Source organism: Neorhizobium sp. T25_27 (assembly GCF_002968565.1).
Taxonomy (GTDB): Bacteria; Pseudomonadota; Alphaproteobacteria; order Rhizobiales; family Rhizobiaceae; genus Neorhizobium; species Neorhizobium tomejilense.
Map to the genome: position 1 here is coordinate 650,864 of NZ_PVBJ01000002.1, position 25,562 is coordinate 676,425.

At 61.0% G+C, this 25,562-nt stretch carries 25 protein-coding genes; 21 read left to right on the forward strand and 4 right to left on the reverse strand.

The annotated features are described in order from the left end of the window. Position 1 precedes the first annotated feature (1 nt). From flgK to C5J24_RS10140, 21 genes are all read left to right on the forward strand, one after another. The gene (gene flgK, locus C5J24_RS10040) at positions 2–1,471 is read left to right on the forward strand and encodes a flagellar hook-associated protein FlgK (RefSeq protein ID WP_105417560.1); all 1,470 of its coding nucleotides are present in this window, start codon (positions 2–4) and stop codon (positions 1,469–1,471) included. A gap of 2 nt (positions 1,472–1,473) precedes the next feature. Beyond that, entirely contained in the window at positions 1,474–2,577 is a 1,104-nt protein-coding gene (locus tag C5J24_RS10045; protein ID WP_105404102.1) for a flagellar hook-associated family protein, read from the forward strand. Between the two features lie 35 nt (positions 2,578–2,612). Next, positions 2,613–2,960 carry a flagellar biosynthesis regulator FlaF gene (gene flaF / locus C5J24_RS10050; RefSeq protein WP_037085209.1) on the forward strand — a complete coding sequence of 116 codons (348 nt, stop codon included), beginning with the start codon at positions 2,613–2,615 and terminating at the stop codon, positions 2,958–2,960. Next, positions 2,957–3,406, forward strand: coding sequence for a flagellar biosynthesis repressor FlbT (flbT, locus tag C5J24_RS10055; protein WP_037085211.1), 450 nt, complete (start codon positions 2,957–2,959; stop codon positions 3,404–3,406). The genes flaF and flbT overlap by 4 nt, the downstream gene beginning before the upstream one ends. Then, positions 3,397–3,837: a flagellar hook assembly protein FlgD gene (flgD, locus tag C5J24_RS10060; RefSeq protein WP_105404103.1), complete on the forward strand. Its 441-nt coding sequence runs from the start codon at positions 3,397–3,399 to the stop codon at positions 3,835–3,837. The genes flbT and flgD overlap by 10 nt, the downstream gene beginning before the upstream one ends. A 53-nt stretch (positions 3,838–3,890) precedes the next feature. Beyond that, positions 3,891–4,157: a flagellar biosynthesis protein FliQ gene (gene fliQ / locus C5J24_RS10065; protein WP_037085216.1), complete on the forward strand. Its 267-nt coding sequence runs from the start codon at positions 3,891–3,893 to the stop codon at positions 4,155–4,157. Positions 4,158–4,279: 122 nt separating this feature from the next. After that, positions 4,280–6,367: a flagellar biosynthesis protein FlhA gene (gene flhA / locus C5J24_RS10070; protein ID WP_046664742.1), complete on the forward strand. Its 2,088-nt coding sequence runs from the start codon at positions 4,280–4,282 to the stop codon at positions 6,365–6,367. Positions 6,368–6,395: 28 nt separating this feature from the next. Then, positions 6,396–7,148 carry a flagellar biosynthetic protein FliR gene (gene fliR, locus C5J24_RS10075; protein WP_105417562.1) on the forward strand — a complete coding sequence of 251 codons (753 nt, stop codon included), beginning with the start codon at positions 6,396–6,398 and terminating at the stop codon, positions 7,146–7,148. A 9-nt stretch (positions 7,149–7,157) separates the two neighbouring features. Further along, positions 7,158–7,559 (forward strand): hypothetical protein, encoded by a 402-nt coding sequence (locus C5J24_RS10080; RefSeq protein ID WP_046630738.1) that lies wholly within the window; start codon positions 7,158–7,160, stop codon positions 7,557–7,559. Positions 7,560–7,716: 157 nt separating this feature from the next. After that, positions 7,717–8,268 (forward strand): rod-binding protein, encoded by a 552-nt coding sequence (locus tag C5J24_RS10085; RefSeq protein WP_105404129.1) that lies wholly within the window; start codon positions 7,717–7,719, stop codon positions 8,266–8,268. A gap of 25 nt (positions 8,269–8,293) precedes the next feature. After that, the gene (locus tag C5J24_RS10090; protein ID WP_105404104.1) at positions 8,294–8,659 is read left to right on the forward strand and encodes a hypothetical protein; all 366 of its coding nucleotides are present in this window, start codon (positions 8,294–8,296) and stop codon (positions 8,657–8,659) included. Beyond that, complete coding sequence (locus C5J24_RS10095) at positions 8,659–9,207, forward strand: hypothetical protein (protein WP_046664740.1); 549 nt, start codon at positions 8,659–8,661, stop codon at positions 9,205–9,207. The genes C5J24_RS10090 and C5J24_RS10095 overlap by 1 nt, the downstream gene beginning before the upstream one ends. A gap of 177 nt (positions 9,208–9,384) precedes the next feature. Beyond that, positions 9,385–10,029: a hypothetical protein gene (locus tag C5J24_RS10100; protein ID WP_105404105.1), complete on the forward strand. Its 645-nt coding sequence runs from the start codon at positions 9,385–9,387 to the stop codon at positions 10,027–10,029. 107 nt (positions 10,030–10,136) lie between these two features. Further along, positions 10,137–11,870 carry a hypothetical protein gene (locus C5J24_RS10105; protein WP_172723903.1) on the forward strand — a complete coding sequence of 578 codons (1,734 nt, stop codon included), beginning with the start codon at positions 10,137–10,139 and terminating at the stop codon, positions 11,868–11,870. Positions 11,871–11,989: 119 nt separating this feature from the next. After that, complete coding sequence (gene folD / locus C5J24_RS10110; protein WP_105417667.1) at positions 11,990–12,889, forward strand: bifunctional methylenetetrahydrofolate dehydrogenase/methenyltetrahydrofolate cyclohydrolase FolD; 900 nt, start codon at positions 11,990–11,992, stop codon at positions 12,887–12,889. Positions 12,890–13,028: 139 nt separating this feature from the next. Beyond that, positions 13,029–14,390: an ABC transporter substrate-binding protein gene (locus tag C5J24_RS10115; protein ID WP_105417566.1), complete on the forward strand. Its 1,362-nt coding sequence runs from the start codon at positions 13,029–13,031 to the stop codon at positions 14,388–14,390. 92 nt (positions 14,391–14,482) lie between these two features. Then, complete coding sequence (locus C5J24_RS10120; protein ID WP_105417568.1) at positions 14,483–15,496, forward strand: carbohydrate ABC transporter permease; 1,014 nt, start codon at positions 14,483–14,485, stop codon at positions 15,494–15,496. A gap of 1 nt (position 15,497) precedes the next feature. Further along, positions 15,498–16,655, forward strand: coding sequence for a carbohydrate ABC transporter permease (locus C5J24_RS10125; protein ID WP_105417570.1), 1,158 nt, complete (start codon positions 15,498–15,500; stop codon positions 16,653–16,655). Positions 16,656–16,683: 28 nt separating this feature from the next. Then, positions 16,684–18,339 (forward strand): alpha-glucosidase family protein, encoded by a 1,656-nt coding sequence (locus C5J24_RS10130; protein ID WP_105417572.1) that lies wholly within the window; start codon positions 16,684–16,686, stop codon positions 18,337–18,339. A 22-nt stretch (positions 18,340–18,361) separates the two neighbouring features. After that, positions 18,362–19,450 (forward strand): ABC transporter ATP-binding protein, encoded by a 1,089-nt coding sequence (locus C5J24_RS10135; protein ID WP_105417580.1) that lies wholly within the window; start codon positions 18,362–18,364, stop codon positions 19,448–19,450. A 178-nt stretch (positions 19,451–19,628) separates the two neighbouring features. Further along, positions 19,629–19,985 carry a hypothetical protein gene (locus tag C5J24_RS10140; protein ID WP_046611702.1) on the forward strand — a complete coding sequence of 119 codons (357 nt, stop codon included), beginning with the start codon at positions 19,629–19,631 and terminating at the stop codon, positions 19,983–19,985. Positions 19,986–20,059: 74 nt separating this feature from the next. Here C5J24_RS10140 and edd read toward each other — a convergent pair whose 3' ends face one another. The 4 genes from edd to C5J24_RS10160 all read right to left on the reverse strand — a co-directional run bounded on the left by edd (position 20,060) and on the right by C5J24_RS10160 (position 25,552). After that, on the reverse strand, positions 20,060–21,877 hold the full coding sequence (edd, locus tag C5J24_RS10145; protein WP_105417582.1) for a phosphogluconate dehydratase: 1,818 nt from the start codon (positions 21,875–21,877) through the stop codon (positions 20,060–20,062). Positions 21,878–21,974: 97 nt separating this feature from the next. Beyond that, positions 21,975–22,673, reverse strand: coding sequence for a 6-phosphogluconolactonase (pgl, locus tag C5J24_RS10150; protein WP_105417584.1), 699 nt, complete (start codon positions 22,671–22,673; stop codon positions 21,975–21,977). Between the two features lie 5 nt (positions 22,674–22,678). Then, complete coding sequence (gene zwf / locus C5J24_RS10155) at positions 22,679–24,151, reverse strand: glucose-6-phosphate dehydrogenase (protein ID WP_105417586.1); 1,473 nt, start codon at positions 24,149–24,151, stop codon at positions 22,679–22,681. 99 nt (positions 24,152–24,250) lie between these two features. Then, positions 24,251–25,552, reverse strand: coding sequence for an FAD-binding oxidoreductase (locus tag C5J24_RS10160; RefSeq protein WP_105417588.1), 1,302 nt, complete (start codon positions 25,550–25,552; stop codon positions 24,251–24,253). Positions 25,553–25,562 lie beyond the last annotated feature (10 nt).

Sequence of the window (25,562 nt, forward strand, 5' to 3'; positions counted from 1 at the left end):
AATGTCGCTCGCATCAGCATTGTCTACGGCACAGTCGATCTTCACCAACTCCGGCACCCAGTCGGCTGTATCGGCGAAGAACATCGCTAATGCACAGAACCCCGATTACACCCGCCGATCCGCAATGGTCGTGACCGGCGGCAACGGGGCCATTATCGGCGACATTACACGATCCTTCAGCGAGCCGCTGCTGCGCCAGACGATCGCAAGCTCGTCGATCGCCAGCGGCCAGCGGACGGTGCTGGACGGCCTGCAGGAAATCAAGAACCTGATGGGGGGGAACGACAACGAGCTCTCCCCCGCCAAGCTGATTGCCGCCTTCCGCAACAACCTCGATGCTTTTGCCGGAAAGGCAAACGATACCGGCATCGGCATCGCCTTCATTTCAAGCGCCCGGGACGTCGCGGCCGGCCTGAATATCGCCTCCGATAAGCTTCAGCAGATCCGCAAGGATGCGGACGATCAGATCAAGCAGAACGTCACCGATCTGAATGCCCTGCTTGCGAAGTTCGAGACCGTCAATAACCAGGTCAAGAACGCGGTCTCCAGCGGCGCGGATCCGAACGACTCTCTTGATGAGCGCGACGGCCTCGTCAAGAAGATCTCCGAAATCGTCGGGGTCACGTCCTATACCCGCGGCGGCAACGACATGGTGCTCTACACCACGGACGGCACGACGCTGTTCGAGGCGGTGCCGCGCAAGGTAACATTCCAGTATACCGCAGCCTTCGACGCATCGACGACCGGCAACGGCGTCTATATCGACGGCGTGGCGCTCAAGGCCGGGGATTCGGGCAATACGACCGCCAAGGGCTCGCTCCAGGCGCATATGCAGATCCGCGACAAGATCGCGCCGACGTTCCAGAGCCAGCTCGACGAAATCGCCCGCGGTCTGATCACCTCGTTTGCGGAAACCGGACCGACCGGCGCACTGCTCCCGCAGACCGGCCTCTTTACATACAAGAATGCCGCCGGCGTCCAGCAGACGGCCATTCCCCCTGCCGGGACGATCGTTCCGGGCCTCGCCTCCAAGATCTTCGTCAATCCGGTGGTCGTTCCCCCGGCAGGCACGCCCGACAAGGTGCGCGACGGTGGCATCAACGGCCTGACCTACGTCGTCAACACCGGCGGCAGCAGCTACGGGGACCTCCTCGACAAGTACAACCAGAACCTGACCAGCCCGATGGCCTTCGATACGGACACGGAAATCGCCGATGCGCCGGACGTCCTCTCTTTTGCCGCGGACTCCATGGGCTGGCTCGAGCAGCTTCGCAGCACGGCGACCGCCGCAGACGAGACGAAGACGGCCATGCTGTCGCGCAGTCTTGAAGCGTTTTCCAGCAACACGGGCGTCAGCCTCGACGAGGAACTGTCCCTGCTTCTCGATATCGAGCAATCCTACAAGGCCGGCGCCAAGCTCATGTCGACGGTCGATGATATGATGAAGGCCCTCTTGGATATTGCGAGCTGATCATGAAGACCTCTTTCATTTCCACATTGTCGATCCAGACTACGATGCGAAACTCCATCTCGAACGTTCAGCGCGAGATGGTGAAGGCGAACCAGGAGGCCGTGAGCCAGAAGCACGCCGATCTCGGCGTCGCGCTCGGCGCCAACACCTCGCGCGCTATCGATCTTTCCCGCGACATCACCCGCACCGACTCGCTTCTGACCACGGCCGCGCTCGCGACGCAGCGTCTCGAAACTGCTGAGCTTTCGCTCAAGAGCATGAACGAGCAGGGTTTGAAGATTCAGAGCGCGATCCTGACGCTTGGAAGCTCGGCCGACGAGACGAGCCTGTCGACGGCGCGCATGGCCATGTCCGACGCGCTGGACGCGTTCACCAACTTCGCCAACACCGCCGTTCAGGGCGAATATATCTTCTCCGGCATCAATTCCGACGTGAAGCCGCTCGATGATTATTTCGCGCCGGCATCACCGGCCAAGGCCGCGGTCGCCGCCGAACTCACTCACTACCTTTCGGTGAATGCGATCCCGAGCAAGGAGCAGATGACGGGGGCCCAGATGAACGGCTTCCTGGACAACCTGGAAGCCAAGTTCAACGGCTCGGCACCACTGACAAGCCCGCCGCATCCGGCGGCGGTTGCCGGCCAGGACTTCTGGAAGACCTTCTTCTCTGATGCCAGCGACGAAAACATGAAGAGCCGCATCAGCCCGACGGAAGTGGTCGAAAGCTCGACCAATGCCAACAGCCAGGGCATGCGCAACTTCGCTTTCGCATCGATCATCTCGATGGAATACCTGCAGACCGGGATGGACAAGGATGCCCGCGCAGCCGTGGCCACGCGTACCACAGGTGTCATCAACAAGGCGATGAACAGCGAGGGCAGCATCAACCAGCAGCGGACATCGATCGGTATCTATACCGAACGCGTCTCCAAGGCTGAGGAAAGGTTGCAGGCGCAGAAAGATATCCTGAAGACCAGTCTTGGATCAATGGAGAACGTCAACCCGGAAGAGGCGGCAACCCGCCTCAACACGATGAAGACGCTCCTCGAAACTGCATATACAGTAACGGCAAAGATACAGCAGCTGAGCCTGGCCAACTTCCTTTGATGAATAAAGGAAGGCTCGTGACGAAGGATACATGAATGTACCAATTTTCATATGCCGAGATCATGGAGGACGGCGTTGCCAACGCCAAGGATCGCGAGCGGCAGGCCCTGGATCGTTCTATCGATCTTCTGATCGCGGCTCGCGATGAGAAGAACTATACGCGCACCACGGTTGAGGCTTTGTTCTACACCCGGCGTGTCTGGATCCGCTTTGTCGAGGATCTGAAGCATCCGGATAACGAGTTGGCCAATGAACTTCGTGCGGATCTGATCTCGATCGCAATCTGGATACTGAAGGAATGCGAAAAGATCAGGAACCGTGAATCGACGAATTTCCAGGGCATTATCGATGTGACCACCATCATCAGGGATGGACTTAAATGAAAAGTACGCTTCGCATCTCTTTGAAATCCGGCGAGCGGATATTTATCAACGGCGCGGTTCTGCGCGTTGATCGCAAGGTCGCGCTGGAATTTCTCAATGACGTCACGTTCCTTCTGGAGAACCATGTTCTTCAGCCGGAAGATGCGACGACGCCGCTTCGGCAGCTCTACTTTATCGCCCAGATGATGCTCATCAACCCGGATGGCAAGGAACAGTCGACGACATTGTTCCGCAAGTCGGTGGCAATGCTGCTGACCTGCTTTACCGACGATGAGATGCTGGCGGAACTCAAGCGCATCGACGGCATGGTTGCATCTGGCCGGGCCTTCGACGCTCTGAAGGCAATCCGCGCGCTCTACCCCATCGAAGACCGTATCCTCAACAATCGGGAACTCGCGCCGGCAACCGTCGAGCGGATTCGCAAGGAGATAGCACCGTGGCGGTAGACCCGATCAACAACAACAACCCTTATGCCTCCGGCAACGGCAAGACGCCGTCGTCCGACCAATCGGCCGCAGGTCTGAACTACGACAACTTCCTGCAGCTCCTCATCGCTCAGATGAAGTATCAGGATCCGACCGATCCGATGGATGCGAGCGAGCAGATTGCCCAGCTCGCCACCTTCTCGCAGGTCGAGCAGTCCGTGAAGATGAACTCGAACCTGCAGTCGCTCATCCAGGCGAACTCGTTCTCGCAGGCAGCCGATATGATCGGCAAGTACGTCACCAGCGCCGACGACAAAACCACCGGTATCATCAAACAGGTGGAAATCTACTCCGACGGTCTGGTGGCGATCACCGAGAAGGGTGATAAGGTCCTCATACAGCCCGGCATCATTCTTTCGAATCAGCCGCCAACGACGCCTCCGGCGACCTGAGACCAGACGACGCGGCATGATGCCGAAACACTAAAGCAGACGGAGCCGGCGCAATGAATGAAGCCGATGCCCTTGATATCATGCAGGCGGCGATCTGGACGATCCTGATCGCCTCCGGTCCCGCGGTCCTTGTGGCGATGGTCGTGGGCGTCCTGATCGCATTTCTCCAGGCTCTGACGCAGATCCAGGAGATGACGCTGACTTTCGTGCCGAAAATCGTCGCCATCATGATCACGATCGGCATTACCGCGCCGTTTATCGGCGGCCAGATCAATCTTTTCGCCAATCTGGTATTTTCGCGGGTGCAATCGGGGTTCTGACCCGGTTGCTGCCCGCCCATCCTTTTTCATCTACCCACCTTCGCGCAAGCTTCGCCCTTTAGGCAGGACATGAACTGGTAGGAGTACTTCCTGCCGCCATCTCATGAAGAGACGGGAAAGTCATGGCGCAACCACCTTCACTATCCATTCCGAAAGTAGCCCCGAACGGTCGCGATCTCGGATTTGCGGGCGGCATCGTCGCCATCCTCTGCATCCTCTTCCTGCCGATCCCGGCATTCCTGATCGACCTTGGCCTTGCCTTCTCGATTGCCTTCTCGGTTCTGATCCTGATGGTGGCGCTGTGGATCCAGCGGCCGCTGGACTTCTCGTCCTTCCCGACCATCCTGCTTATCGCCACCATGGTGCGATTGTCGCTCAACATCGCGACGACGCGCGTGATCCTGTCGCATGGCCACGAGGGCCATGGCGCGGCCGGTAACGTGATCCAGGGCTTCTCCGGCCTCGTGATGTCCGGCGACTTCGTGATCGGCGTGATCGTCTTCATGATCCTCGTCACCGTGAACTTCATCGTCATCACCAAGGGCGCCACGCGTATCGCGGAAGTCGGCGCCCGCTTCACCCTCGACGCCATCCCCGGCAAGCAGATGTCGATCGACGCGGACCTTTCGGCCGGGATTATCGACGAGAAGGAAGCGCAGCGCCGCCGTTCCGAGCTGGAAGAGGAAAGCTCCTTCTTCGGGGCGATGGACGGTGCGTCGAAATTCGTTCGCGGCGATGCGATCGCCGGCCTCATCATCACCGCCATCAACATCTTCGGCGGCATCATCATCGGCTATTTCCGCCACGACATGCAGATCGGCGAAGCCGCCGACGTTTTCGTCAAGCTGTCGGTCGGTGACGGTATCGTCACGCAGATCCCGGCCCTGATCGTTTCGCTCGCCGCCGGCCTCCTGGTCACCCGCGGCGGCACGGCCGGTTCCACCGACAAGGCAGTAGTCGATCAGCTGAGCGGCTATCCGCGCGCCCTTTCGATGTCTGCCGGCCTGATGGCGCTTCTGGCGATCATCCCCGGACTGCCCTTCCTGCCCTTCATGGCACTCGGCGGCCTGATGGGCTTCGGCGCCTGGCTTGTTCCGCGCCGTATCGAGGCGGAGAACAAGGCTCGCCGCGAAGACGAGGAACAGAAGGTCGTCCAGACCAAGGAGATGGAGAAGGACTCCGTCAAGTCGGTTCTCAAGACGTCCGAAATCGAGCTCGCTCTCGGCAAGCAGGTCTCCACCCGGCTGCTTGGCGCCCACCAGGAACTCGCCTTCCGCGTCGGCAAGATGCGCAAGAAGTTCGCGACGCAGTACGGTTTCGTGGTGCCGGAAATCAAGGTCACCGACGACATCTCGATCCAGGAAAAGTCCTATCAGATCCGTATCCATGGCACGACGATCGCGTCGAACGCCCTGCGGGTCGGCGACGTCCTCGTGGTGACCGGATCCGGCCGCAAGCCGAGCATCCCGGGCGACGAGATCCGCGAACCAGCCTTCGGCATGCCGGCGGTGTCGATCCTCGAAACCTTCGCCGAAGACTTGAAGCGTGAAGGCTTCCACCCGATCGACAACGTCTCGGTGGTGCTGACCCACTTGTCGGAAGTCATCCGCAACAACCTGCCGCAGCTTCTCTCCTACAAGGACGTGAAGATCCTGATCGAGCGTCTCGATCCCGAATACAAGAAGCTCGCGGACGAGATTTGCTCGTCGCACATGTCCTATTCCGGCCTGCAGGCGGTGTTGAAGCTTCTGCTCGCCGAGCGCGTCTCGATCCGCAACCTGCATCTCATTCTGGAAGCAGTGGCTGAGCTCGCCCCGCATGTCCGCAAGACGGAGCAGATCGTCGAGCACGTGCGCGTCCGCATGTCGCAACAGCTCTGCGGTGACCTCGCCGACAACGGCGTGCTGCGCGTACTCCGCCTCGGCAACAAATGGGACATGCTGTTCCATCAGGCGCTCAAGCGCGACGGCAAGGGCGAAGTGGTGGAATTCGACATCGACCCGCGCACGCTTGAAGAGTTCAGCGAGCAGGCGACCAAGGTCATCCGCGAATTCATGGATCGCGGCCTGCCCTTCGTGCTCGTCACCTCGCCGGAAACGCGTTCCTACGTCCGCATGATCATCGAACGGCTGTTCGCGACCCTGCCGGTTCTGTCCCATGTGGAACTCGCCAAGGGCCTCGAAATCAAGATACTGGGCGCCATTTCGTGATAGACTGTCCGCAAAGGACGATTCTCGCATGATTACAGACCCGCAGGGGACCATTCTCGCACTTTTCCTTGCGTTTTGCCGCATGGGTACGTGCGTGATGGTACTCCCGGGGCTGGGAAGCGGCCGCGTGCCGGTTCAGGTGCGATTGTTCGTGGCGGTCGCCCTGTCCATGGCAGTACTGCCGGTTCTGTGGGACCAGATTTATCCAAGAGCCTCCGAGCCGACTGCCACCTATCTTGGCCTGATCTTCACCGAGGCCTTGATCGGTGCGGTCTATGGATTGATAGCCAGGCTCTATACGCTCGGCATGCAATTTGCCGGTACCGTCCTTACGATGTCGATCGGTTTCACGGCGCCTGGCGGCCATGACATTTTTGAAGACTCGCAGGAAAATCAGCTGACCATTCTGCTGACGCTGAGCGGCCTGCTGCTCCTGTTCTTGATGGATTTCCACCACATCGTGTTCCGCGCGCTGGTCGATTCCTATGCGGCGACGCCGGTCGGCGCGCTGATCGATCCGCAGAAGATACTGATCACGCTGACCGATACGCTGCGCGCGTCGACCATCATCATGTTGCGGCTGGCAAGCCCGTTCCTGATCTTCGGCCTGATGTTCAACGTGGCGATCGGCCTCATCAACAAGATGGCGCCGCAGATCCCGATCTTCTTCATCTCGACGCCCTTCCTGCTGATGGGAGGGCTTTTCCTTCTCTATCTGTCCATCGCCGCCTTTATCCGCCAGTACGCGGATGGTTTCGCGCCGATCTTCAGGTCCTTCTAGGAGATCGCAATGGCAGGTCCAGTCAAGCGGTCGGACAAACTCAAGCGCCTGGTGGCGGTCCAGCGGCATCTCGAGACGATGGCCGAGCACGAGCTTGCTGCGACGACCCGATACCGTGCCGAGGTCAATCAGTCGATGGAAGACGTCATCGATGCGATCGGCTCGATGAACCCGGTGCACCGGCAGTTCTCTCAGCATTATTCGGAACGCTTCGGCCGCCTGACCACGAAGGAGCGCCAGCTTGCCGGCGTTCAGCAGATCCAGGAAATGAAGGTGCTCAAGGAGCGGACCAAGGCCGACCGCCTGGAAGAACACATGAAGGACGCGCGTGATCACGAAGACCGCGAAGTGGCCGACGATGCGATCTATGAGCTGATCGATATCACGCTCGCCCTCGAGCAAGTCAAATAGACTGGCCAGCCTCCAGCAAGCTTCGACCTTCATAGTCTCGTCATTGCACTGATTGCCGGTTCGATCGAGGTCGGGCGGGATCATGTGCCATTTCAAACTGTTGCTGCGCTCTTGCACCTTTAGGATGCGGCTCGCGGCAGTCATGAAAGGAGCTGACGTGGCGATTTCACCTCCGAGCGATCTGGTCATGGACGTCGTCCGCGCTGCGGACCCGACTGCCGTTCAAGAAGCGCAGGCCAAGCTGAAGGCGAACAAGGCGGCCTTTGCCGCGACCAGCCTTGCCGAAGTTGGCAAGGGTTTTGGTGCAGCCATGAAATTCATCGACACGCCCGGCACGACGGCGGGTCTCGGCAATCCGGAGGCACCGAAGAAGGTCGCCGAAATGCCGGAGGAATACCGCAAGTTCGAAGCATCGGTTCTTTCGACATTCGTGAATTCCATGCTCCCGAAGGAGACCGAGGAAGTTTACGGCAAGGGCTCCGCCGGTGAGTTCTGGAAGGGCATGATGGCCGAGAAGATCGCCGACGAAATGTCGAAAAAGGGCGGTGTCGGCATTGCCGAGCAGATGTATTCGCAGGCGCTCGCCCGCGCGGAGCGTCAGGCCTCGGTCAATCCGACCACCAATGAGACTGATCGCAGCCGCGCAATGAGCATGATCACCGATTTCGAGCGGCAGGTTCTCGGCGTCGATAAGAAGAGTGAGGCCTGATATGCATCAGACTGGGGCAGAAAATATGGAAGTCATTTCGAATGATTATCGCATCAAGACCGTGCTTGGCCGGTTGGAGATGATAATCGACAACGAAAATCAGCGCATCGGCCGCGATCCGGAATTCGACCTGAAAGTGTCGAACGCGCACAAAAGCCGCTGCCTCTACGAATTGACCATGCTGTTCCGCGGCACCGATCCGAAGCAGCTTGCCACCGGCCATATCGATCAGATGCACGGGCTGAAGAGCAAGCTGGCGCTCAATGCCCGCCGGGTCGAGGCACATCTTCACGCTGTTCGCGCCGTCGCCGATCTCTTGAAGAACGCTGCCCGCGACGCAGACGACGACGGTACCTACACCCAAGAACAGTTCACCTACGGCGAGGCCTGATGGTCAAGCTCCTTCTCACTGGTCTGTGGGTTTGCATCGTCACGCTTGGGGCGGTGTATTTCTCCGTGCAGATGTCCGCAGCACCTGCGCCGGTCGACGAAGAGGCCAGGCGGAAGGAGCTTCTTCAACTGGTGCGCGGGGAATCGATCACCATTCCGATGATCGCGGACGGTGCCATTACCGGTTATTTCTTGAGCCGTGTCTCCTTCATGATGGACAAGGAAAAGATCAAGAATACCAAGCTGCCGATCACCGAACTGACGACGGACCAGCTTTTCACGCTGCTGATCGGCAACCAGATGGTCGATCTCAGCAAGCCCGGCGCCTTCAACCTCGAAAAATTCCGCACCAGCATCAAAGACAACTTCAACAAGAAGCTCGGCGAGGGGCTGGTGGCGGAGGTGCTGGTCGAACAGCTCGATTATCTCTCCAAGGAAGACATTCGCAACAACGCCTCGCGCGGCAACAAGAACCCGAACCCGGGCAAGAAGATTGTCGAGGGCGTGAAGATCGAAGATCCGAAAGCTTCGCCCACGGCCGGCCACTGACGACCGCATCGCGATAGCACAACGAATATAGGCCGGCCTTCATGGTCGGCCTTTTTCGTTGCGAGGGCCTTGGAAATACGGGCATCGTTCGCATTTTACCAATCGATTTAAAGGCGATTTCAGAGCGCGCTGCTAGACCTTGGGGACGAATTGGTCTTGCCCATGGGGAGCGCATCGATGAACGCATCCGGAGACTTCCTGGCATCCGCGTCACCCCGGACCCTGTTCGGCCTGCGTGTCTGCGATCTCGGATGGAACGCAACGCTCGGCTTCGTGGAAAGCCTGATCGCGCTGCGCGGCAACCGCACCACACTCGGCTTTCTGGACGAGCGGACGGCTTTCCGTCAGATGATCGATCCCGCCTACCGCGGTCAGTTGAGCCGCAGGATGCTTCTGCCGGGTGGCGGCCGCGCCTTCGGCATCCTCGCCAAAGCGCGACATGAAAAACCGGCGCCGGTGCGTTTTTCGGCCAGCATGTTCGTCCCGGCCCTGTTGAGCTTCCTGGAAAAAGGTCATCGCATCGGCATAGCCGGCGAGGATGCCGCGCGGGTCGAAGCCCTCCGCGAGCATTTCGCCCGCCATGCCCCCTGGCATGACGTGGCGGTCGTACCCCTCGACCAGGATATGCCGCAGCGTTTCGATCTTATCCTCGTCGATGCGGCGGGTCTCGGCCAGGAGCGGCGGATCGAGCGCCGGCTGGCTTCTGTCCGTACCGGATTGGTGGTGATGACCGGTGCGGGGTTGTCCACCTTCGTTGAAGGCAAGTCGGTGCCCGCAGTGCCCCAGGCGACAGTCCCGTCCCGGCAGCCGTCTTTCGCCTGACAAGTTAACCCTTTCTTTGCCATGAAATTTTAGACTGCCTTAATCAGAGGGCTGCCCGCGGGATGCCGGCGGCCTCAGATTAGCGCGGTCTTCCCATGTATCAGTCGGTGAAAATCGAAGACGACCGAAACCCTGACCCGGCAGCAATGCTCGCCGGCACCGGTTCCGTGTTCGCCGGATTGCGATCCGCGGCCCTCAAGGTTGGCGCTCTGACGGTGATCGGCGCTCTTTTGCCGCTGCTGTTTATCGAGACGGTTCCGCATCAGTTCAGCGCCGAGACCCGACTGAAGGTCGAAGCGGCGAGCGAAGGCACGATCAACACGGCCGCTGCCGCGCTCCGCTCCAAAACCAGCCTCGACAATGTCATCCGTGCCCTCAATCTCGGCCGCGACAGCGAGTTTTCGGTCGACCGCCCGAGCGTCATCAGGATCGTGTCCGATATCGTCTCCGGTGAGGCGATGACCGTGGCGGAGGCCGAAAACCGGCTGCGCGAGCGACTTTCTCAGGCAATCGTAACGAGTTACGACCGCCGCGCCGGCCAGCTTGCGATCTCCGTCACGGCGGGAGAGCCGGAAGAGGCGGCCCGCATCGCCAACATGCTTGGCGACACATTCCACGACGAGATCGCATTCTCCGGCACAAGGTCGTCCGGCCCGGTGGTGGAGAAGCTGCGCCAGACACTCGAGCATGCGCAGGCCGCTCTTTCCGGCTTCATCGCCGAGACCGACGCGCAGAAGCTTGCCGAACTGCGCCGGACCGAGGGCGACGGACAGCAGCTCACCGCGGAAATAAATGAGGCGACGGCGCAGCTTGGTGAACTGAAGCAGAAGGCGGCCCAGGCGTCCGCCATGAAGCTTTCGGACGTGCTCAACAAGCCACTGCCGGACAGTCTCGAATACACCGGCCTCGACTATCAGCGGCAGAGGCATGTCGAGGCAAAGCTTGCCGTCGACCAGCTTTCGAGCGATCTCGGCCCGCGTCACCCACGGCTTGCTGCGGCTCAGGCGGCACTGGCGGATGTCAAAGACGACATCCAGGACGCGCTGAAACAGCTCGGAACCTCGCTTCGTCAGCAGGAGACTGCCGCAGCCAAACATCTGGCTGAGCTCAAGGCGAAGCAGGCGAAGAAACCCGACGACAAGGAAATAGCCGATTCCGGAGCAAGGCTTGCGGCTCTCGAAGCTGCCGTGGACGAGGCACGGCGAAATTATCTCGAAGCGCTGCACGGCTCCGAAGCCAAAGCATCCACGGGCAAAGTGTCGGTCGTCGTTCCGGCCGTGGCGGCATCCGCGGCCGTCCTGGGTCCCTCATCCGCCGAGCTTTCGGGCATCGGTGCCCTGATCGGGTTCTCCCTCGGCACTGCCCTGGTCTTTCTGAGGCGTCGCGCGCCGCGGCCCGCGAGCTCCGCCGATGAAACGGATCCGGCCGATGAGCCCGCGCTGATTGTCGACCGAGACCTGCTCGCGGAGCATCTGGACGAGCGGGATTTCCTTCCCGAGGAGTATGATCCGGCTTACGATCGGCTAGCCTATGAGCCGCAGCCGTCCTGGCGCCCGCGCCATCCGACGCCCGCCAATGACTGTCCGCTCGCCGATCACATCCGCGAAATGCTGATGGTCAATCGCCGTCCGGCTCCGGAGGCGGAGCTTCCATCCCTGGTCGCGGCCGTCATGGCCGGCCGCCTTGCCGATGGACCGTCCTATGGTGCACCTCGTCGCCCGGTTCTATCGCCGGAGGAGGTCCGAAAGGCGGAAGAACTTCGCGAGCTTCGCCGGAACATGGCGGAGTTGCGCGAACGGGTTCAGGTCTATTCCGACCGCCGGAACGCCTCCCGAGGATAAGAAGCCTGCGACATCGAATCCGCTTGCATTTGCCGTCTGCGACCAGCATAGGCGTTGGTGGGCAAATTCAGAACATGCCCAATGTATACATTGGCGGCGGTTTCAAGCGGGAGGTGCGCATGGCTGTGGTGATCGATGGTAAAGAGGCGGCAGCATCGGTAATCACCGCGGTGACCGAGGCTTCGAGTTCGCTCGAGAGGGAAACCGGCGTGAAGCCAGGCCTTGCAGTCGTCATCGTCGGCGACGATCCGGCCAGCCACGCCTATGTCAATTCCAAGAGCAAGATGGCCAAGCAGTGCGGTTTCAAATCGATCCAGCACAGTCTGCCCGACGACACCACTCAGGAAACGCTTGAGAAGCTGGTTGCCGAGCTCAATGCCGATCCGTCCATCCATGGCATTCTCGTCCAGCTCCCGCTGCCGAAGCACCTGAACGCCGAGCCGGTCATCCTGTCGATTTCGCCGAAGAAGGACGTCGACGGTCTGCATGTCGTCAATGCCGGCAAGATCGCGACCGGCGACCTTGAGAGCGGCTTGATTTCCTGCACTCCTGCCGGGGCCATGTTGCTGGTCAACCGTATACATGGTCGTGACCTTTCGGGTCTCAACGCTGTCGTCATCGGCCGCTCCAACCTGTTCGGCAAGCCGATGGGCCTGCTGCTGCTGGCCGCTAACGCGACCGTTACCATGGCGCATTCCAGGACGAAGGACCTCGGGTCCGTATGCCGCAACGCCGATATCCTGGTTGCCGCCGTCGGCCGGCCGCAGATGGTCAAGGCCGACTGGGTGAAGCCTGGCGCCACCGTTATCGATGTCGGCATCAACCGCGTAGCGGCGCCCGACAAGGGCGAGGGCAAGACCCGGCTGGTCGGTGACGTGGCCTATGCGGAAGCCGCTGAAGTTGCTGGTGCCATCACCCCGGTCCCCGGCGGCGTCGGCCCGATGACCATTGCCATGCTGATGGCCAACACCGTCATCGCGGCCTATCGCACGGCCGGCAAAACTGCACCCAAATTCTGATCCTGCGAGGACAGATTTTTTCATTTGTTCCACACCGGCTGCGCGGGGGTTGACTCCTCCGCGAGAGCGTTAAATCTCTCCCCATGTTTTGGAACTCCCGGCAGGGTAGAAAAAGCCGGGACAGCGGGAGGATATTTCAATGAAGGCATCATTTTGGATCGGTACGGCGCTGGCAGCGCTTCTTGCCGGTGGCGCGGTCGCCCAGGAGCTGAAATTCGCGCCCGGCCAGGATTCGAAATTTAACTGGAAGAGCTATGAGGATTTCAAGGCTGCCCACGCCAATCTCAAAGGGCAGAACCTGACGCTTTTCGGCCCCTGGCGCGGCGAGGACGAAGTGCTGTTCAACAGCGTTCTGGCGTATTTCAATGCCGCGACCGGCATCAATGGCCGCTATTCCTCCTCGGAAAATTACGAACAGCAGATCGTCATCGACACCCAGGCCGGTTCTCCGCCCAACATCGCCATCATTCCGCAACCCGGCCTGCTGGCCGATCTCGCAGCCAAGGGATTCCTGACCTCGCTCGGCCAGGAGAACTCCGACTGGGTCAAGACCAACTATGGTTCGGGCGGGGACTGGATCCGTTACGGCACCTACAAGGGCAAGGACGGCAAGGAGGCCTATTTCGGCTTCCCCTTCAAGGCCGATTTCAAATCCATGGTCTGGTATGTGCCCGAAAACTTCGAGGAAGCGGGTTACGAGGTTCCGAAAACCATGGAGGACCTGATCAAGCTCAGCGACCAGATCGTCGAGGATGGCGGTGTTCCATGGTGCATCGGTCTCGGCTCCGGCGGCGCGACGGGCTGGCCGGCGACGGACTGGGTCGAGGACATGATGCTGCGCACCCAGAAGCCGGAAGTCTACGACAAGTGGGTGAGCAACGAAGTCAAGTTCAATGATCCGGCTGTTGTTGGCGCGATCGATGAATTCGGCAAGTTCGCCAAAAATCCGAAATATGTCAGCGGTGGGGTTGCGGCCGTTTCCTCCACCGACTTCCGCGACAGCCCGAAGGGCCTCTTCGGCATTCCGCCGAAATGCTACCTGCATCATCAGGCATCCTTCGTTCCGTCCTTCTTCCCTCCCGAGACCAAGCTCGGCACCGATGCCGACTTCTTCTACCTGCCCACCTATGCTTCGAAGCCGGACCTCGGAACACCGGTTCTCGGCGCCGGCACGATGTTTGCCATCACCAAGGATTCGCCCGCCGCCAAGGCGTTCATCGAATTCCTGAAGACGCCGATCGCCCACGAGGTCTGGATGGCGCAGTCGTCGTTCCTGACGCCGTTCAAGGGTGCCAATGCGAATGCCTATGCCAATGAAGTGCTGAAGAAGCAGGGAGAGCTTCTGACCACTGCCACGACATTCCGCTTCGATGCCTCGGACCTGATGCCCGGCAAGATCGGCGCCGGCGCGTTTTGGACCGGCATGATCGACTATGTCGGCGGCAAGGACGCCAAGACCGTGGGGACCGATATCCAGAAGGCGTGGGACGGCCTGAAATAAGCTTTCCCCAGTGGGCTCTTGAACACGACCGCGTCGGACGCCGGCGCGGTCCAATAAAAAGCTACGCATAAAACCGTGAAAAGGGGAGAGCCATGATATCGCAGATCGTTTCAGCCGTCGGCGTCGTGATCGCCGGCGTTTTCGTCTGTGCCTTGTATTACTGGCTCTCCGACAAGATCCTTCAAATCGTCTTGCCCGTGCCGGTCGAGAATGTCCGCACCGCCTCCGTCAATCTCAACCGCCGCGCCATGGTGCGTCCCTGGCTGTTTCTCGGCCCGGCGCTGATCCTGCTGGTCGTCTATCTGGTTTACCCGGTGGTCGCGACCTTCATCCTTTCCTTCTACGATCGATCGGGCGGCAATTTTGTCGGTCTTGCGAACTATCGCTGGGCGATCCAGGACGCGCAGTTCCGCCAGTCCATCTTCAACAACATCCTCTGGCTCGCCGTGGTGCCGGCAGCGTGTACCTTCTTCGGCCTCGTCATCGCGGTGCTGACCGACCGCATCTGGTGGGGCAACCTCGCCAAAAGCCTGATCTTCATGCCGATGGCGATCTCCTTCGTCGGCGCTTCGGTGATCTGGAAGTTCATCTACGAATATCGCGGCGGCAGCGAAACGCAGATCGGCCTCCTCAACGCCATCGTGCAGGCCATTGGCGGCTCTCCGCAGGTATGGATCTCGCTGCCGTTCTGGAACAATTTTTTCCTGATGGCGATCCTGATCTGGATCCAGACGGGCTTTGCCATGGTCATCCTGTCGGCGGCCCTGCGCGGCATCCCCGAGGAGACGATCGAGGCGGCGGTGATCGACGGCGCCAGCGGCTGGCAGATCTTCTGGAAGATCATGGTGCCGCAAATCTGGGGCACCATCGCCGTCGTCTGGACGACGATCACCATTCTCGTGCTGAAGGTCTTCGATATCGTGCTGACCATGACCAACGGCCAGTGGAACACCATGGTTCTCGCAAACCTGATGTTCGACTGGATGTTCCGCGGCGGGGGCGACAGCGGCCGAAGCGCGGTCATCGCGCTGATCATCATGGCCGCCGTCACGCCGATCATGATCTGGAACATCCGTCAGGCGAACAAGGAAATGGGAGGCCATTGAGATGAGTGCAGCCGCAAGCCTCCGCCGTATCGGCCTTCCGCGCCTTATCGTCCACGTCTCCGTGCTCGTCATCTGCATCATCTGGCTCATCCCGACGCTCGGCATCCTCGTCACCTCCTTTCGAGAAGCGGGCCAGATCACCGCATCGGGCTGGTGGACCGCCTTTACGGGCGCCGCCGAGACGAGTGCCGCCCGCCTCGGCGAGCCTTCAACCGCCAAGCAGAATGGTACGAACTACGTCATTTCCGGTTCCGTTTTCGAGGGAGGGAAGGGCGGCACCGTGCGCGCCTTCGGTACCCGCGTTGCCGCCCCAACGGAATTTACAGCGGGGCAGCCCGCCGATATCGGCAATGGCGAGATGCTGACCGTCAACGAAGACGGCAGTTATACCTATTCCAAGAACGCGCCGTTCGAGGGCCGCGGCAAACGCGTCTACCTGTCCGTTGCCACTCCGCCATCCTTCACCACCGAAAATTACCGCACGGTGCTGACCTCTCAAGGGATCGGCCAGTCCTTCGTCAACTCTCTGACGGTCGCGGTTCCCGCTACGATCATTCCGATCCTGATCGCCGCCTTTGCGGCCTACGCTCTGTCCTGGATGGAGTTTCCCGGCCGCGCCCTCATCATCGCCCTGGTGGTCGGGTTGATCGTCGTGCCCTTGCAGATGTCGCTCATTCCGCTTCTGAAGATGTATAACGAGATCGGCAATTTCTTCGGCGTGCCGTCTCGCAGTTATGCGGGCATCTGGCTCGCACACTCCGCCTTCGGCATGCCGCTCGCGATCTATCTTCTGCGCAACTACATTTCCGGGCTGCCGCGGGAAATCATCGAATCCGCCCGCGTCGACGGCGCCAGCGATTTCGAAATCTTCGTCAAGATCATCCTGCCGCTGTCGTTTCCCGCGCTCGCGTCCTTCTCGATCTTCCAGTTCCTCTGGACCTGGAACGACCTCCTCGTCGCCATGGTCTTTCTCGGCACCGGCAAGGACCAACTGGTTCTCACCGGCGCGCTGAACGCGCTTCTGGGTTCTATGGGTGGAAAGTGGGAAATCCTGACAGCTTCGGCCTTCATAACAATCGTCGTGCCGATTATCGTCTTTTTCGCCCTTCAGCGATATCTCGTCCGCGGACTGCTTGCCGGCTCCGTCAAGGGCGGCTGATCAACATCGAACGACAACAGGACATTGAATGAGCGTTTCAGCAGAAGCCTCCGCAGCACCGGACAAGGACTGGTGGCGTGGGGCCGTTATTTATCAGATTTACCCGCGCTCCTATCAGGACTCGAACGGCGACGGCATCGGCGATCTGAAGGGCATCACCGCCCGTCTGCCGCATGTGGCTGCCCTTGGCGCAGACGCCATCTGGATCTCGCCCTTCTTCCCGTCGCCGATGCGGGATTTCGGCTACGACGTCTCGAACTATACGGATGTCGATCCGATGTTCGGCTCGCTGTCGGATTTCGACGGTCTGATCGCCGAGGCGCACCGGCTCGGCATCAAGGTGATGATCGACCTCGTCATGTCGCATAGTTCCGACCAGCACGCCTGGTTCATCGAAAGCCGGTCGAGCCGCTTCAATCCCAAGGCGGACTGGTATGTCTGGTCCGATGCCAAGCCGGACGGCACGCCGCCCAACAACTGGCTGTCGATCTTCGGCGGGTCGGCCTGGCATTGGGATCCGACCCGCATGCAATATTACATGCACAACTTCCTGACGTCGCAGCCGGATCTCAATCTGCACAACGCGGAAGTCCAGGATGCGCTGCTCGACATGACCCGCTTCTGGCTGAAGCGCGGCGTCGACGGTTTCCGCCTCGACACGATCAACTTCTATTTCCACGACAAGGAACTGCGCGACAACCCGGCACTCGATCCGTTGCGCCGGAACGCTTCCACCGCGCCTGCGGTGAACCCCTACAACTTCCAGGAGCATCTCTACGACAAGAACCGGCCGGAGAACCTGGAATTCCTCAGGCGCTTCCGCGCCGTGCTCGACGAGTTCCCGGCGATCGCCGCCGTCGGCGAAGTCGGCGACAGCCAGCGTGGTCTGGAAATCGTCGGGGAATACACGTCCGGCGATGACAAGATGCAGATGTGCTACGCGTTCGAATTCCTGGCGCCCGATCCGCTGACGCCGGCGCGTGTCTCCGAGGTGCAGAAAGCATTCTCTGTCGCCGCACCGGACGGTTGGGCCTGCTGGGCCTTTTCCAACCACGATGTGGTGCGCCACGTCAGCCGCTGGGGCCACGACGTTCTCGACCGCGACAGCTACGCCAAGATGGCATCCGCCATCCTGATGTCCCAGCGCGGCTCGGTCTGCATCTATCAGGGCGAGGAACTCGGTTTGACCGAGGCCGATATCGCCTATGCCGACCTGCAGGATCCCTACGGCATCCAGTTCTGGCCGGAATTCAAGGGCCGCGACGGTTGCCGCACCCCGATGGTCTGGGACAGCCAGGCATTGCAGGCGGGCTTCTCCACGGCGGAGAAAACCTGGCTGCCGATCCCGGTCGAGCATCAGCTTCGGGCCGTCGGCGCTCAATACGGCGATCCCGCATCGGTTCTGGAACAATACCGACGGTTCCTCGCCTTCCGCAAGCAGCACCCGGCCTTTGCCAAGGGCGAGATCGAATTCCTGGCCGAGGACGTCACGGTGCTCGGCTACAAGCGCCAATACGGCAACGAGACGCTGCTCTGCCTGTTCAACATGAGCCCGGCGGAAACGGCAACCGAGTTGCCGGCCGGCAATTGGGAAGTGCTGACCGGCCACGGCTTCGAAAGCGGGCTTGAAGGCAGGCGTGTCGAACTACCGGCTTGGGGGGCGTTCTTCGCCCATCACGCGTAACGAGAACAAAGGGGAGGAAAGCATGGCTGGTGTCGTTCTGAAGGATATCCGCAAGGCCTACGGCCAGGTGAAGGTGCTGCACGGCATCGACCTGGAGATCAGCCAGGGCGAGTTTGTCGTGTTTGTCGGGCCGTCCGGCTGCGGCAAGTCCACGCTGCTGCGGATGATCTCCGGGCTGGAAAGCATCACCGGCGGCGAGATGTTCATCGACGGTCAGCTTGTCAATGACGTGCCGCCGTCGCGGCGCGGCATCGCCATGGTTTTCCAGTCCTATGCGCTTTATCCGCATATGACTGTCTATGACAACATGGCCTTCGGCATGCGGATCGCCAAGGAAAGCCGTGACGAGATCGACCGCCGGGTGCGTGCGGCGGCCGATATCCTCCAGCTCACGCCTTATCTCGATCGCCTGCCGAAGGCGCTGTCCGGCGGCCAGCGCCAGCGTGTCGCCATCGGCCGCGCCATCTGCCGCGATCCAAAGGTCTTCCTGTTCGACGAACCGCTTTCCAATCTCGACGCGGCGCTGCGCGTTGCCACCCGCATCGAGATCGCCAAGCTGAAGGATTCGATGCCGGACACGACGATGGTCTACGTGACGCACGACCAGGTGGAGGCGATGACGCTCGCCGACCGCATCGTCGTGCTATCGGCTGGCCGTATCGAACAGGTCGGCGCCCCGCTCGAACTCTACGAGCGGCCGCAGAACCTCTTCGTCGCCCGCTTCATCGGGTCGCCGGCGATGAACATCATCCCGGCCACGGTGACGGAGACCGGCGAGATGACCACGGTTGCGCTGAAGGGCGGAAAATCGGTGCGCCTGCCGGTGCCGACAGCGGCTTCGGAAAAGGGCAAGGCTGCCAGTTTCGGGGTGCGGCCGGAAGATTTGTCGATCGCCTCAGGCGAGGACTATCTCTTCGAAGGGCAGATCGGGATTATCGAGGCGCTCGGCGAGGTGACGCTGCTTTATATCGAAGGCTTGGCTGATCAAGAGCCGATCATCGCCAAGATCCCCGGCATTCTGCAGGTGAAGAAGGGCGAGACGATGCGCTTCTCAGCAGACCTGAAGAAACTGCACCTTTTCGATGCGGAAGGTAAGGCCTATCGCATCTAGGAGTAACTATCCGTTTACTGTGATTTTGCGATATGCAATTGGAGTTGTTCTGATTTGGGACTTCAAAACACTCTGTTAAATTTCGCCGGCTAGGCTTCCTTCCATTAAGCAATGGAGGGATGTCGTGAGTGCGACTCCAAGTAACAAAAATCACTTTTTGAACAAGGAAGAGTCTTTCATGTACGACCGGGAAGCCCGGTTCAAGATGGAAGACACGATGAATGCGGCGCGTATCGAATATACGGAAAATGGCGTGATGAACATGGCGCAGCGCCGCTGTGACGTCATCCGTATCTCGATGAGCGGCGCCGTCCTCGGCATCCTGACCCAGTATAATCTGCCGAAGCAGTTTTATCTCGATATTCCCGACGCGCGCATTTCAAAGGTCGGCTGCCTGCTGATGCGCACCAACGCCAACAACACGATCGAGGTGCGTTTCCTGTCGCTGCTCAAGCAGAAGGAACTGGACCGCATCTTCATATTCTCGACCCATCCGAACCATCGCGACCGGACGCTGGATATCCGCTCCTGGTAACCCGGTACAGGACCTGAAAATGGGAACGGCGGCTCCACGGCCGCCGTTTTAGTTTCTGCGGGCAATCAGCCTGTTTACCCAAACACGCTGGCACCCATGTCCGCGGTGCCGACATGGCGGCGGAAGGGGGCGAAGAGTTCGCGGCCCATGCCGAATTCGTTGTCGGAAAGATCGACGACGACAGCTGTGCGAGCCCCAAACTCTGCGGCGTCCACCAGCACTTCCAGCGTTCCGGCGACAGCGTCGAGGCGGATCATGTCGCCGTCCTTGATCTTGGCGATAGGCCCGCCGTCCGAGGCTTCCGGGGTGATGTGGATCGCTGCGGGCACCTTGCCGGAGGCGCCGGACATGCGTCCGTCGGTGACCAGCGCCACCTTGAAGCCGCGGTCCTGGAGCACGCCGAGCGGCGGGGTGAGGCGGTGCAGTTCCGGCATGCCGTTGGCCTTCGGTCCCTGGAAGCGGACGACGGCGATGAAATCCTTGTTGAGTTCGCCACGCTTGAAAGCGTCCTGCAGCCCCTGCTGATCGTGGAAGACGATCGCCGGCGCTTCGACGATGTGGCGTTCCGGCTTGACGGCGGAGATCTTGATGACCGCCTTGCCGAGATTGCCCTTCAGCATCTTGAGGCCACCATTCGACTGGAAGGGGGTCTCGATCGGCGCCAGGACCTTGAGGTCGCCGCTTTCATTCGGGGTGGGTTCGCGAACGACGGCGCCGTTGGCGTCCAGCTTCGCCTCGACCGTATAGGCTTCCAGCCCATGGCCGAAGACGGTGCGCACGTCGTCATGCACCATGCCGGTCTTCAGGAGCTGCTTGATCAGGAAGCCCATTCCGCCGGCGGCATGGAAATGGTTCACGTCGGCAAGCCCGTTCGGATAGACTCGGGCAAGCAGCGGCACGACGTCGGAAAGCTCCGAAATATCCTGCCAGGTGAGCAGGATGCCCGCTGCGCGGGCCATGGCGACGAGGTGAAGCGTGTGGTTTGTCGATCCGCCGGTCGCATGCAGGCCGACGACGCCGTTGACCACGGAGCGCTCGTCGATCATCTCGCCCGCGGGGGTGAACTCGTTGCCGAGGGCGGTGATCGCCAGCGCCCGCTTGGCAGCCTCGCGGGTGAGCGCCTCGCGCAGCGGCGTGCCCGGATTGACGAAGGAGGCGCCGGGCATGTGGAAGCCCATGATCTCCATCAGCATCTGGTTGGAATTGGCGGTGCCGTAGAAGGTACAGGTGCCCGGGCCGTGATAGGACTTGGATTCCGCTTCGAGCAGCTCGGCGCGGCCGACCTTGCCTTCCGCATAAAGCTGGCGGATGCGCGACTTCTCGTCGTTCGGAAGCCCCGTGGTCATCGGGCCGGCGGGAATGAAGATGGAGGGCAGGTGCCCGAAGCTGAGCGCCGCGATGACGAGGCCCGGCACGATCTTGTCGCAGATGCCGAGGAAGACGGCCGCGTCGAACATGTTGTGCGACAGGCCGATGCCGGCCGCCATGGCGATCGCATCGCGCGAGAACAGCGACAGCTCCATGCCCGGCTGGCCTTGGGTGACGCCGTCGCACATGGCCGGCACGCCGCCGGCGACCTGCGCTATGCCGCCGGCTTCCCGCGCCGCCTCTCGGATGATCGACGGGAAGGTCTCGTAGGGCTGATGCGCCGAGAGCATGTCGTTATAGGCGGTGATGATGCCGAGGTTCGGGACGACGTCTCCTGCGAGTGCATCCTTCTCGGCGTGGGAACAGACCGCAAAGCCGTGGGCGAGATTGCCGCAGGAAAGTGTCGACCTGTGCGGACCCTGCGTGGCCGCCCGCCGCACGCGGTCGAGATAGGCTTCACGGTGGGGTTTCGAGCGTTCGACGATACGGGCGGTGATTGCCTCGATGCTGGAATGAGCGGCCATGGTCTTGTCCTCTTGTGCTCAACCCCGACTCGGGAGGGACAGGACCTTCGGGAGGGCCCTAAGCCACCGGGATTGCTCGCGTTGAAAAGTCGGCGCCTTAAGGCGCCCAGAAAATCTGCAGCGGCGAAGCGGCTCGATTGAGCACGGCGCGGATCGGCATGTCCGTTTCGTCGGAGCCGGCCTTTGCCGTCTCGAGCACGTCCTTCTTGCCCTGGCCTTCGATATGCAGCACCAGGAAACGCGCATCCGAAAGGCTGGCGAACGAGAAGGTCAGGCGCTCTTCGCCGGCACCTTCCGCCTGCATGGTCAGAACGCCGCGGGGGCCGGAAAGATCGAGTGCGCGGGCAAGATTATTCCCATGCGGGAAGAACGAAGCCGTATGGCCGTCGCCGCCCATGCCGAGGATCGCCACGTCGAACGGATGGCCGATGCCGGACGTCTTTTCGGTCGCGATCACGGCCGCTTCATCGATCGACGGCGCTTCGTAGTAGAGAGGTATGAAGTTGGCGGCAGCCGCCTTGTCTTTCAGCAGATGCGCCGACACCAGAAGGTGGTTGGAACGCGGGCTGTCCGCCGGCACGAACCGTTCGTCGACCAGCGTCACGGTGACCTTGCCCCAGTCGATATCGCGGGTCGCCAGCGCCTCGAAGAACTTCTTCGGGGTAGAGCCGCCCGAGACCGCGATCGAGGCGGTGCCCCGGTCGCGGATCGCTGTTTCGAGGTGTGCCGCGACCTCGTCCGCCAGGCTGGCGGCGAGGGCGGCGGCATCCGCAAATTCAAGCATGTTCGCGGTCATGACCCTTAGCCCTCATGCCATGTCCGGCCGTCGCGCTCGATGAGGGCGATCGCCTGGCTCGGACCCCAGGTGCCGGCGGTGTAACCCTGCACCTGCTGGCCGGCCGCTTCCCAGCCTTTGAGGATCGGATCCACCCAGCGCCATGCAGCTTCCACTTCGTCGCGGCGCATGAACAGCGTCTGGTTGGAGCGGATCGTGTCGGTGAGCAGGCGCTCGTAGGCATCCGGATTGCGCACCGAGAAGGCTTCCGCAAAGCTCATGTCGAGCGACACGTTGCGCAGCCGCATGCCGCCCGGGCCCGGGTCCTTAATCATCAGCGACTGCTTGACGCCTTCGTCCGGCTGCAGGCGGATGATCAGCTGGTTGGCCGAAATGCGGCCGGCAGCCGCGTCGAAGATATTGTGCGGGATCGGCTTGAAGGTGATGACGATCTCGGACATGCGGGCTGCAAGCCGCTTGCCGGTGCGGATGTAGAAGGGAACGCCGGCCCAGCGCCAGTTGCCGATCTCGGCCTTGATGGCGACGAAGGTTTCGGTGTTGGAAACGCCGCCTTCGAGCTCGTCGAGATAACCTTTTACCGGGCCGCCTGCGGATGCGCCGGCGCGGTACTGGCCGCGCACCGTCATCTGCTCGACATTGGCCTCGGTAATCGGCTTCAGGGCGCGCAGAACTTTAAGCTTCTCGTCGCGCACCGATTCCGAATTCATGGAGGAGGGCACTTCCATGGCGACAAGGCAGAGGAGCTGCAGAATGTGGTTCTGCACCATGTCGCGGAGCGCACCCGCCGTATCGTAATAACCGGCGCGGCCTTCGAGGCCGACGGCTTCGGCGACCGTGATCTGCACGTGGTCGATATGATCGGCGTTCCACAGCGGCTCGTAGAGCGCATTGGCGAAACGCAGCGCCATCAGGTTCTGCACCGTCTCCTTGCCGAGATAGTGGTCGATGCGGAAGATCTGGTCTTCGTGGAAGGCCTTGCCGATCATGTCGTTGAGCTGCAGCGCCGACGCGAGGTCGCGGCCGATCGGCTTTTCGACGACGATGCGGGTCGACCGGGTGATGAGCTTGTGGTCGCGGATCTTTTCGGAAATCGGGCCGAAAATGCCGGGCGCCACGGCGAGATAGAAGACGCGGATGCGCTCCTTGCCGTCGTCGAGCAACTTCTTGAGTTCGGCCCAGCCACCCTCGGCCTTTGCGTCGACCGAAATGTAATAGATCCGCTGGAGGAATTTCTGGACTTCCGCCTCGTCGTATTCGCCCTGCTTCAGATGCTCTTTCAGGGCATCCTGGGCGAACTTGCGGTAATCCTCATGGGAAAGCGTACTGCGCGAGGCGCCGATGATGCGGGTTGGCTCGGTGAACTGGCCCTCGATCTGCCGGTGGTAGAGGGCCGGAAGGAGCTTGCGTTCCGCAAGGTCGCCGGTACCGCCGAACACGATACAATCAAAGGGTTCAACTGGGATGATCTGGCTGCTCATCGCTGTTCTTTCGTCCTGCATGGTTGGGTGCATACTTATTCTAATCGATTTAAAAACGCTAGCCCGAATTGGCTTCCGAAGTGTGTTACGGACTGCTTGTCAGAGCCTGTCGCGCAGCGCAAACCACGTGAGGGCAAGGAAAAGCAGCGGAGTCCGCATGTGACGCCCGCCGGGGAAGGCAGGAATTTTGAGGGCGGCAAGGTGGTCGAGATCCGTTGCCTTGCCGCCGACCATATCAGCATAAAGTTTGCCACAATAGTTTGACAGCATCACGCCATGGCCGGAATAACCGCCGATCGACGTGACCCCGGGCATGACCTCGCGCACGAAAGGCTGGCGCGGCATGGTGATCCCGACATTTCCGCCCCAGGCATGGGTGATTTCGACGTCTTTCAGCGCCGGATAGGTGTCGACGATCTGCTTGCGGATGGCGTTGGCCGTGTCCGTAGGATTGCTTGAGGTATAGACTTCCCGGCCGCCGAACAGCAGCCGATTGTCCCGGCTCTTGCGGAAATAGCGCACCACGAACCGCGAATCAGCAACGGCCTCGCCACCGGGGAGGATACCGGGAAAATCGTCGAGCGGCGCGGTGGCGGCGATGAAGGAGCCGATCGGCATGATATGCGCTGATGTAACCGGTTCGAGATCGCCGATATAGGCATTGGTGGCGATCAGCACCCGATCGGCAGTCAGCGTGCCCTTGGGCGTCCGGACCAGGATCTTGCAGCCCGGTCCGTTTCTCGTTTTCTCGATGCCCGTCGCGCGGGTCATCTCGAAAATCTGCGCACCGGCCGCCTGCGCCACCCTGGCAAGCCCGACCAGCAGCTTCAGCGGGTGGATGTGGCCGGTGCCGGTATCGCGCACCCCGCAATAATAGTCTTTCGTGCCGAGCCGCTCGGCGGTCTCCCGGCCATCCATGAAGGAGATGTGCGGATACCCGTAACGCTCCGCCGCGATCTCGGCGGTCGCCCAATAATCCTTCTCGTGGCCCCGTTTGTGGGAAACGTTCATCTGTCCCGGCATGTACTCCATGTCGATGCCGTGGATCTGGGCAAAGTCGAGGAGATGCCGCTTGGCGTTCTCGGCCATGTCGAACAGCGCCCTGGAGCGCTCGTAGCCGATCTCCTTTTCAAGATCCTCCGGCCACCAGCGCTGCCCGGTGCCCATCTGTCCGCCATTGCGGCCGGACGCGCCGTCGCCGAACCGGCTGGCCTCGATCAGTGCGACGGAGATGCCAGCCTTTGCAAGGTGGTAAGCCGCCTGCAGGCCGGTATAGCCGCCGCCGATGATCGCTACGTCGACCGATCTGGATCCGTCGAGCGCCGGATAGGTCGGTCGCTCGCTGAGAGTCGCCTGATACCAGGAAATTCCCGGTGCGATCGGGCTCTGCCATGCATCCAAGGCGCAGCCC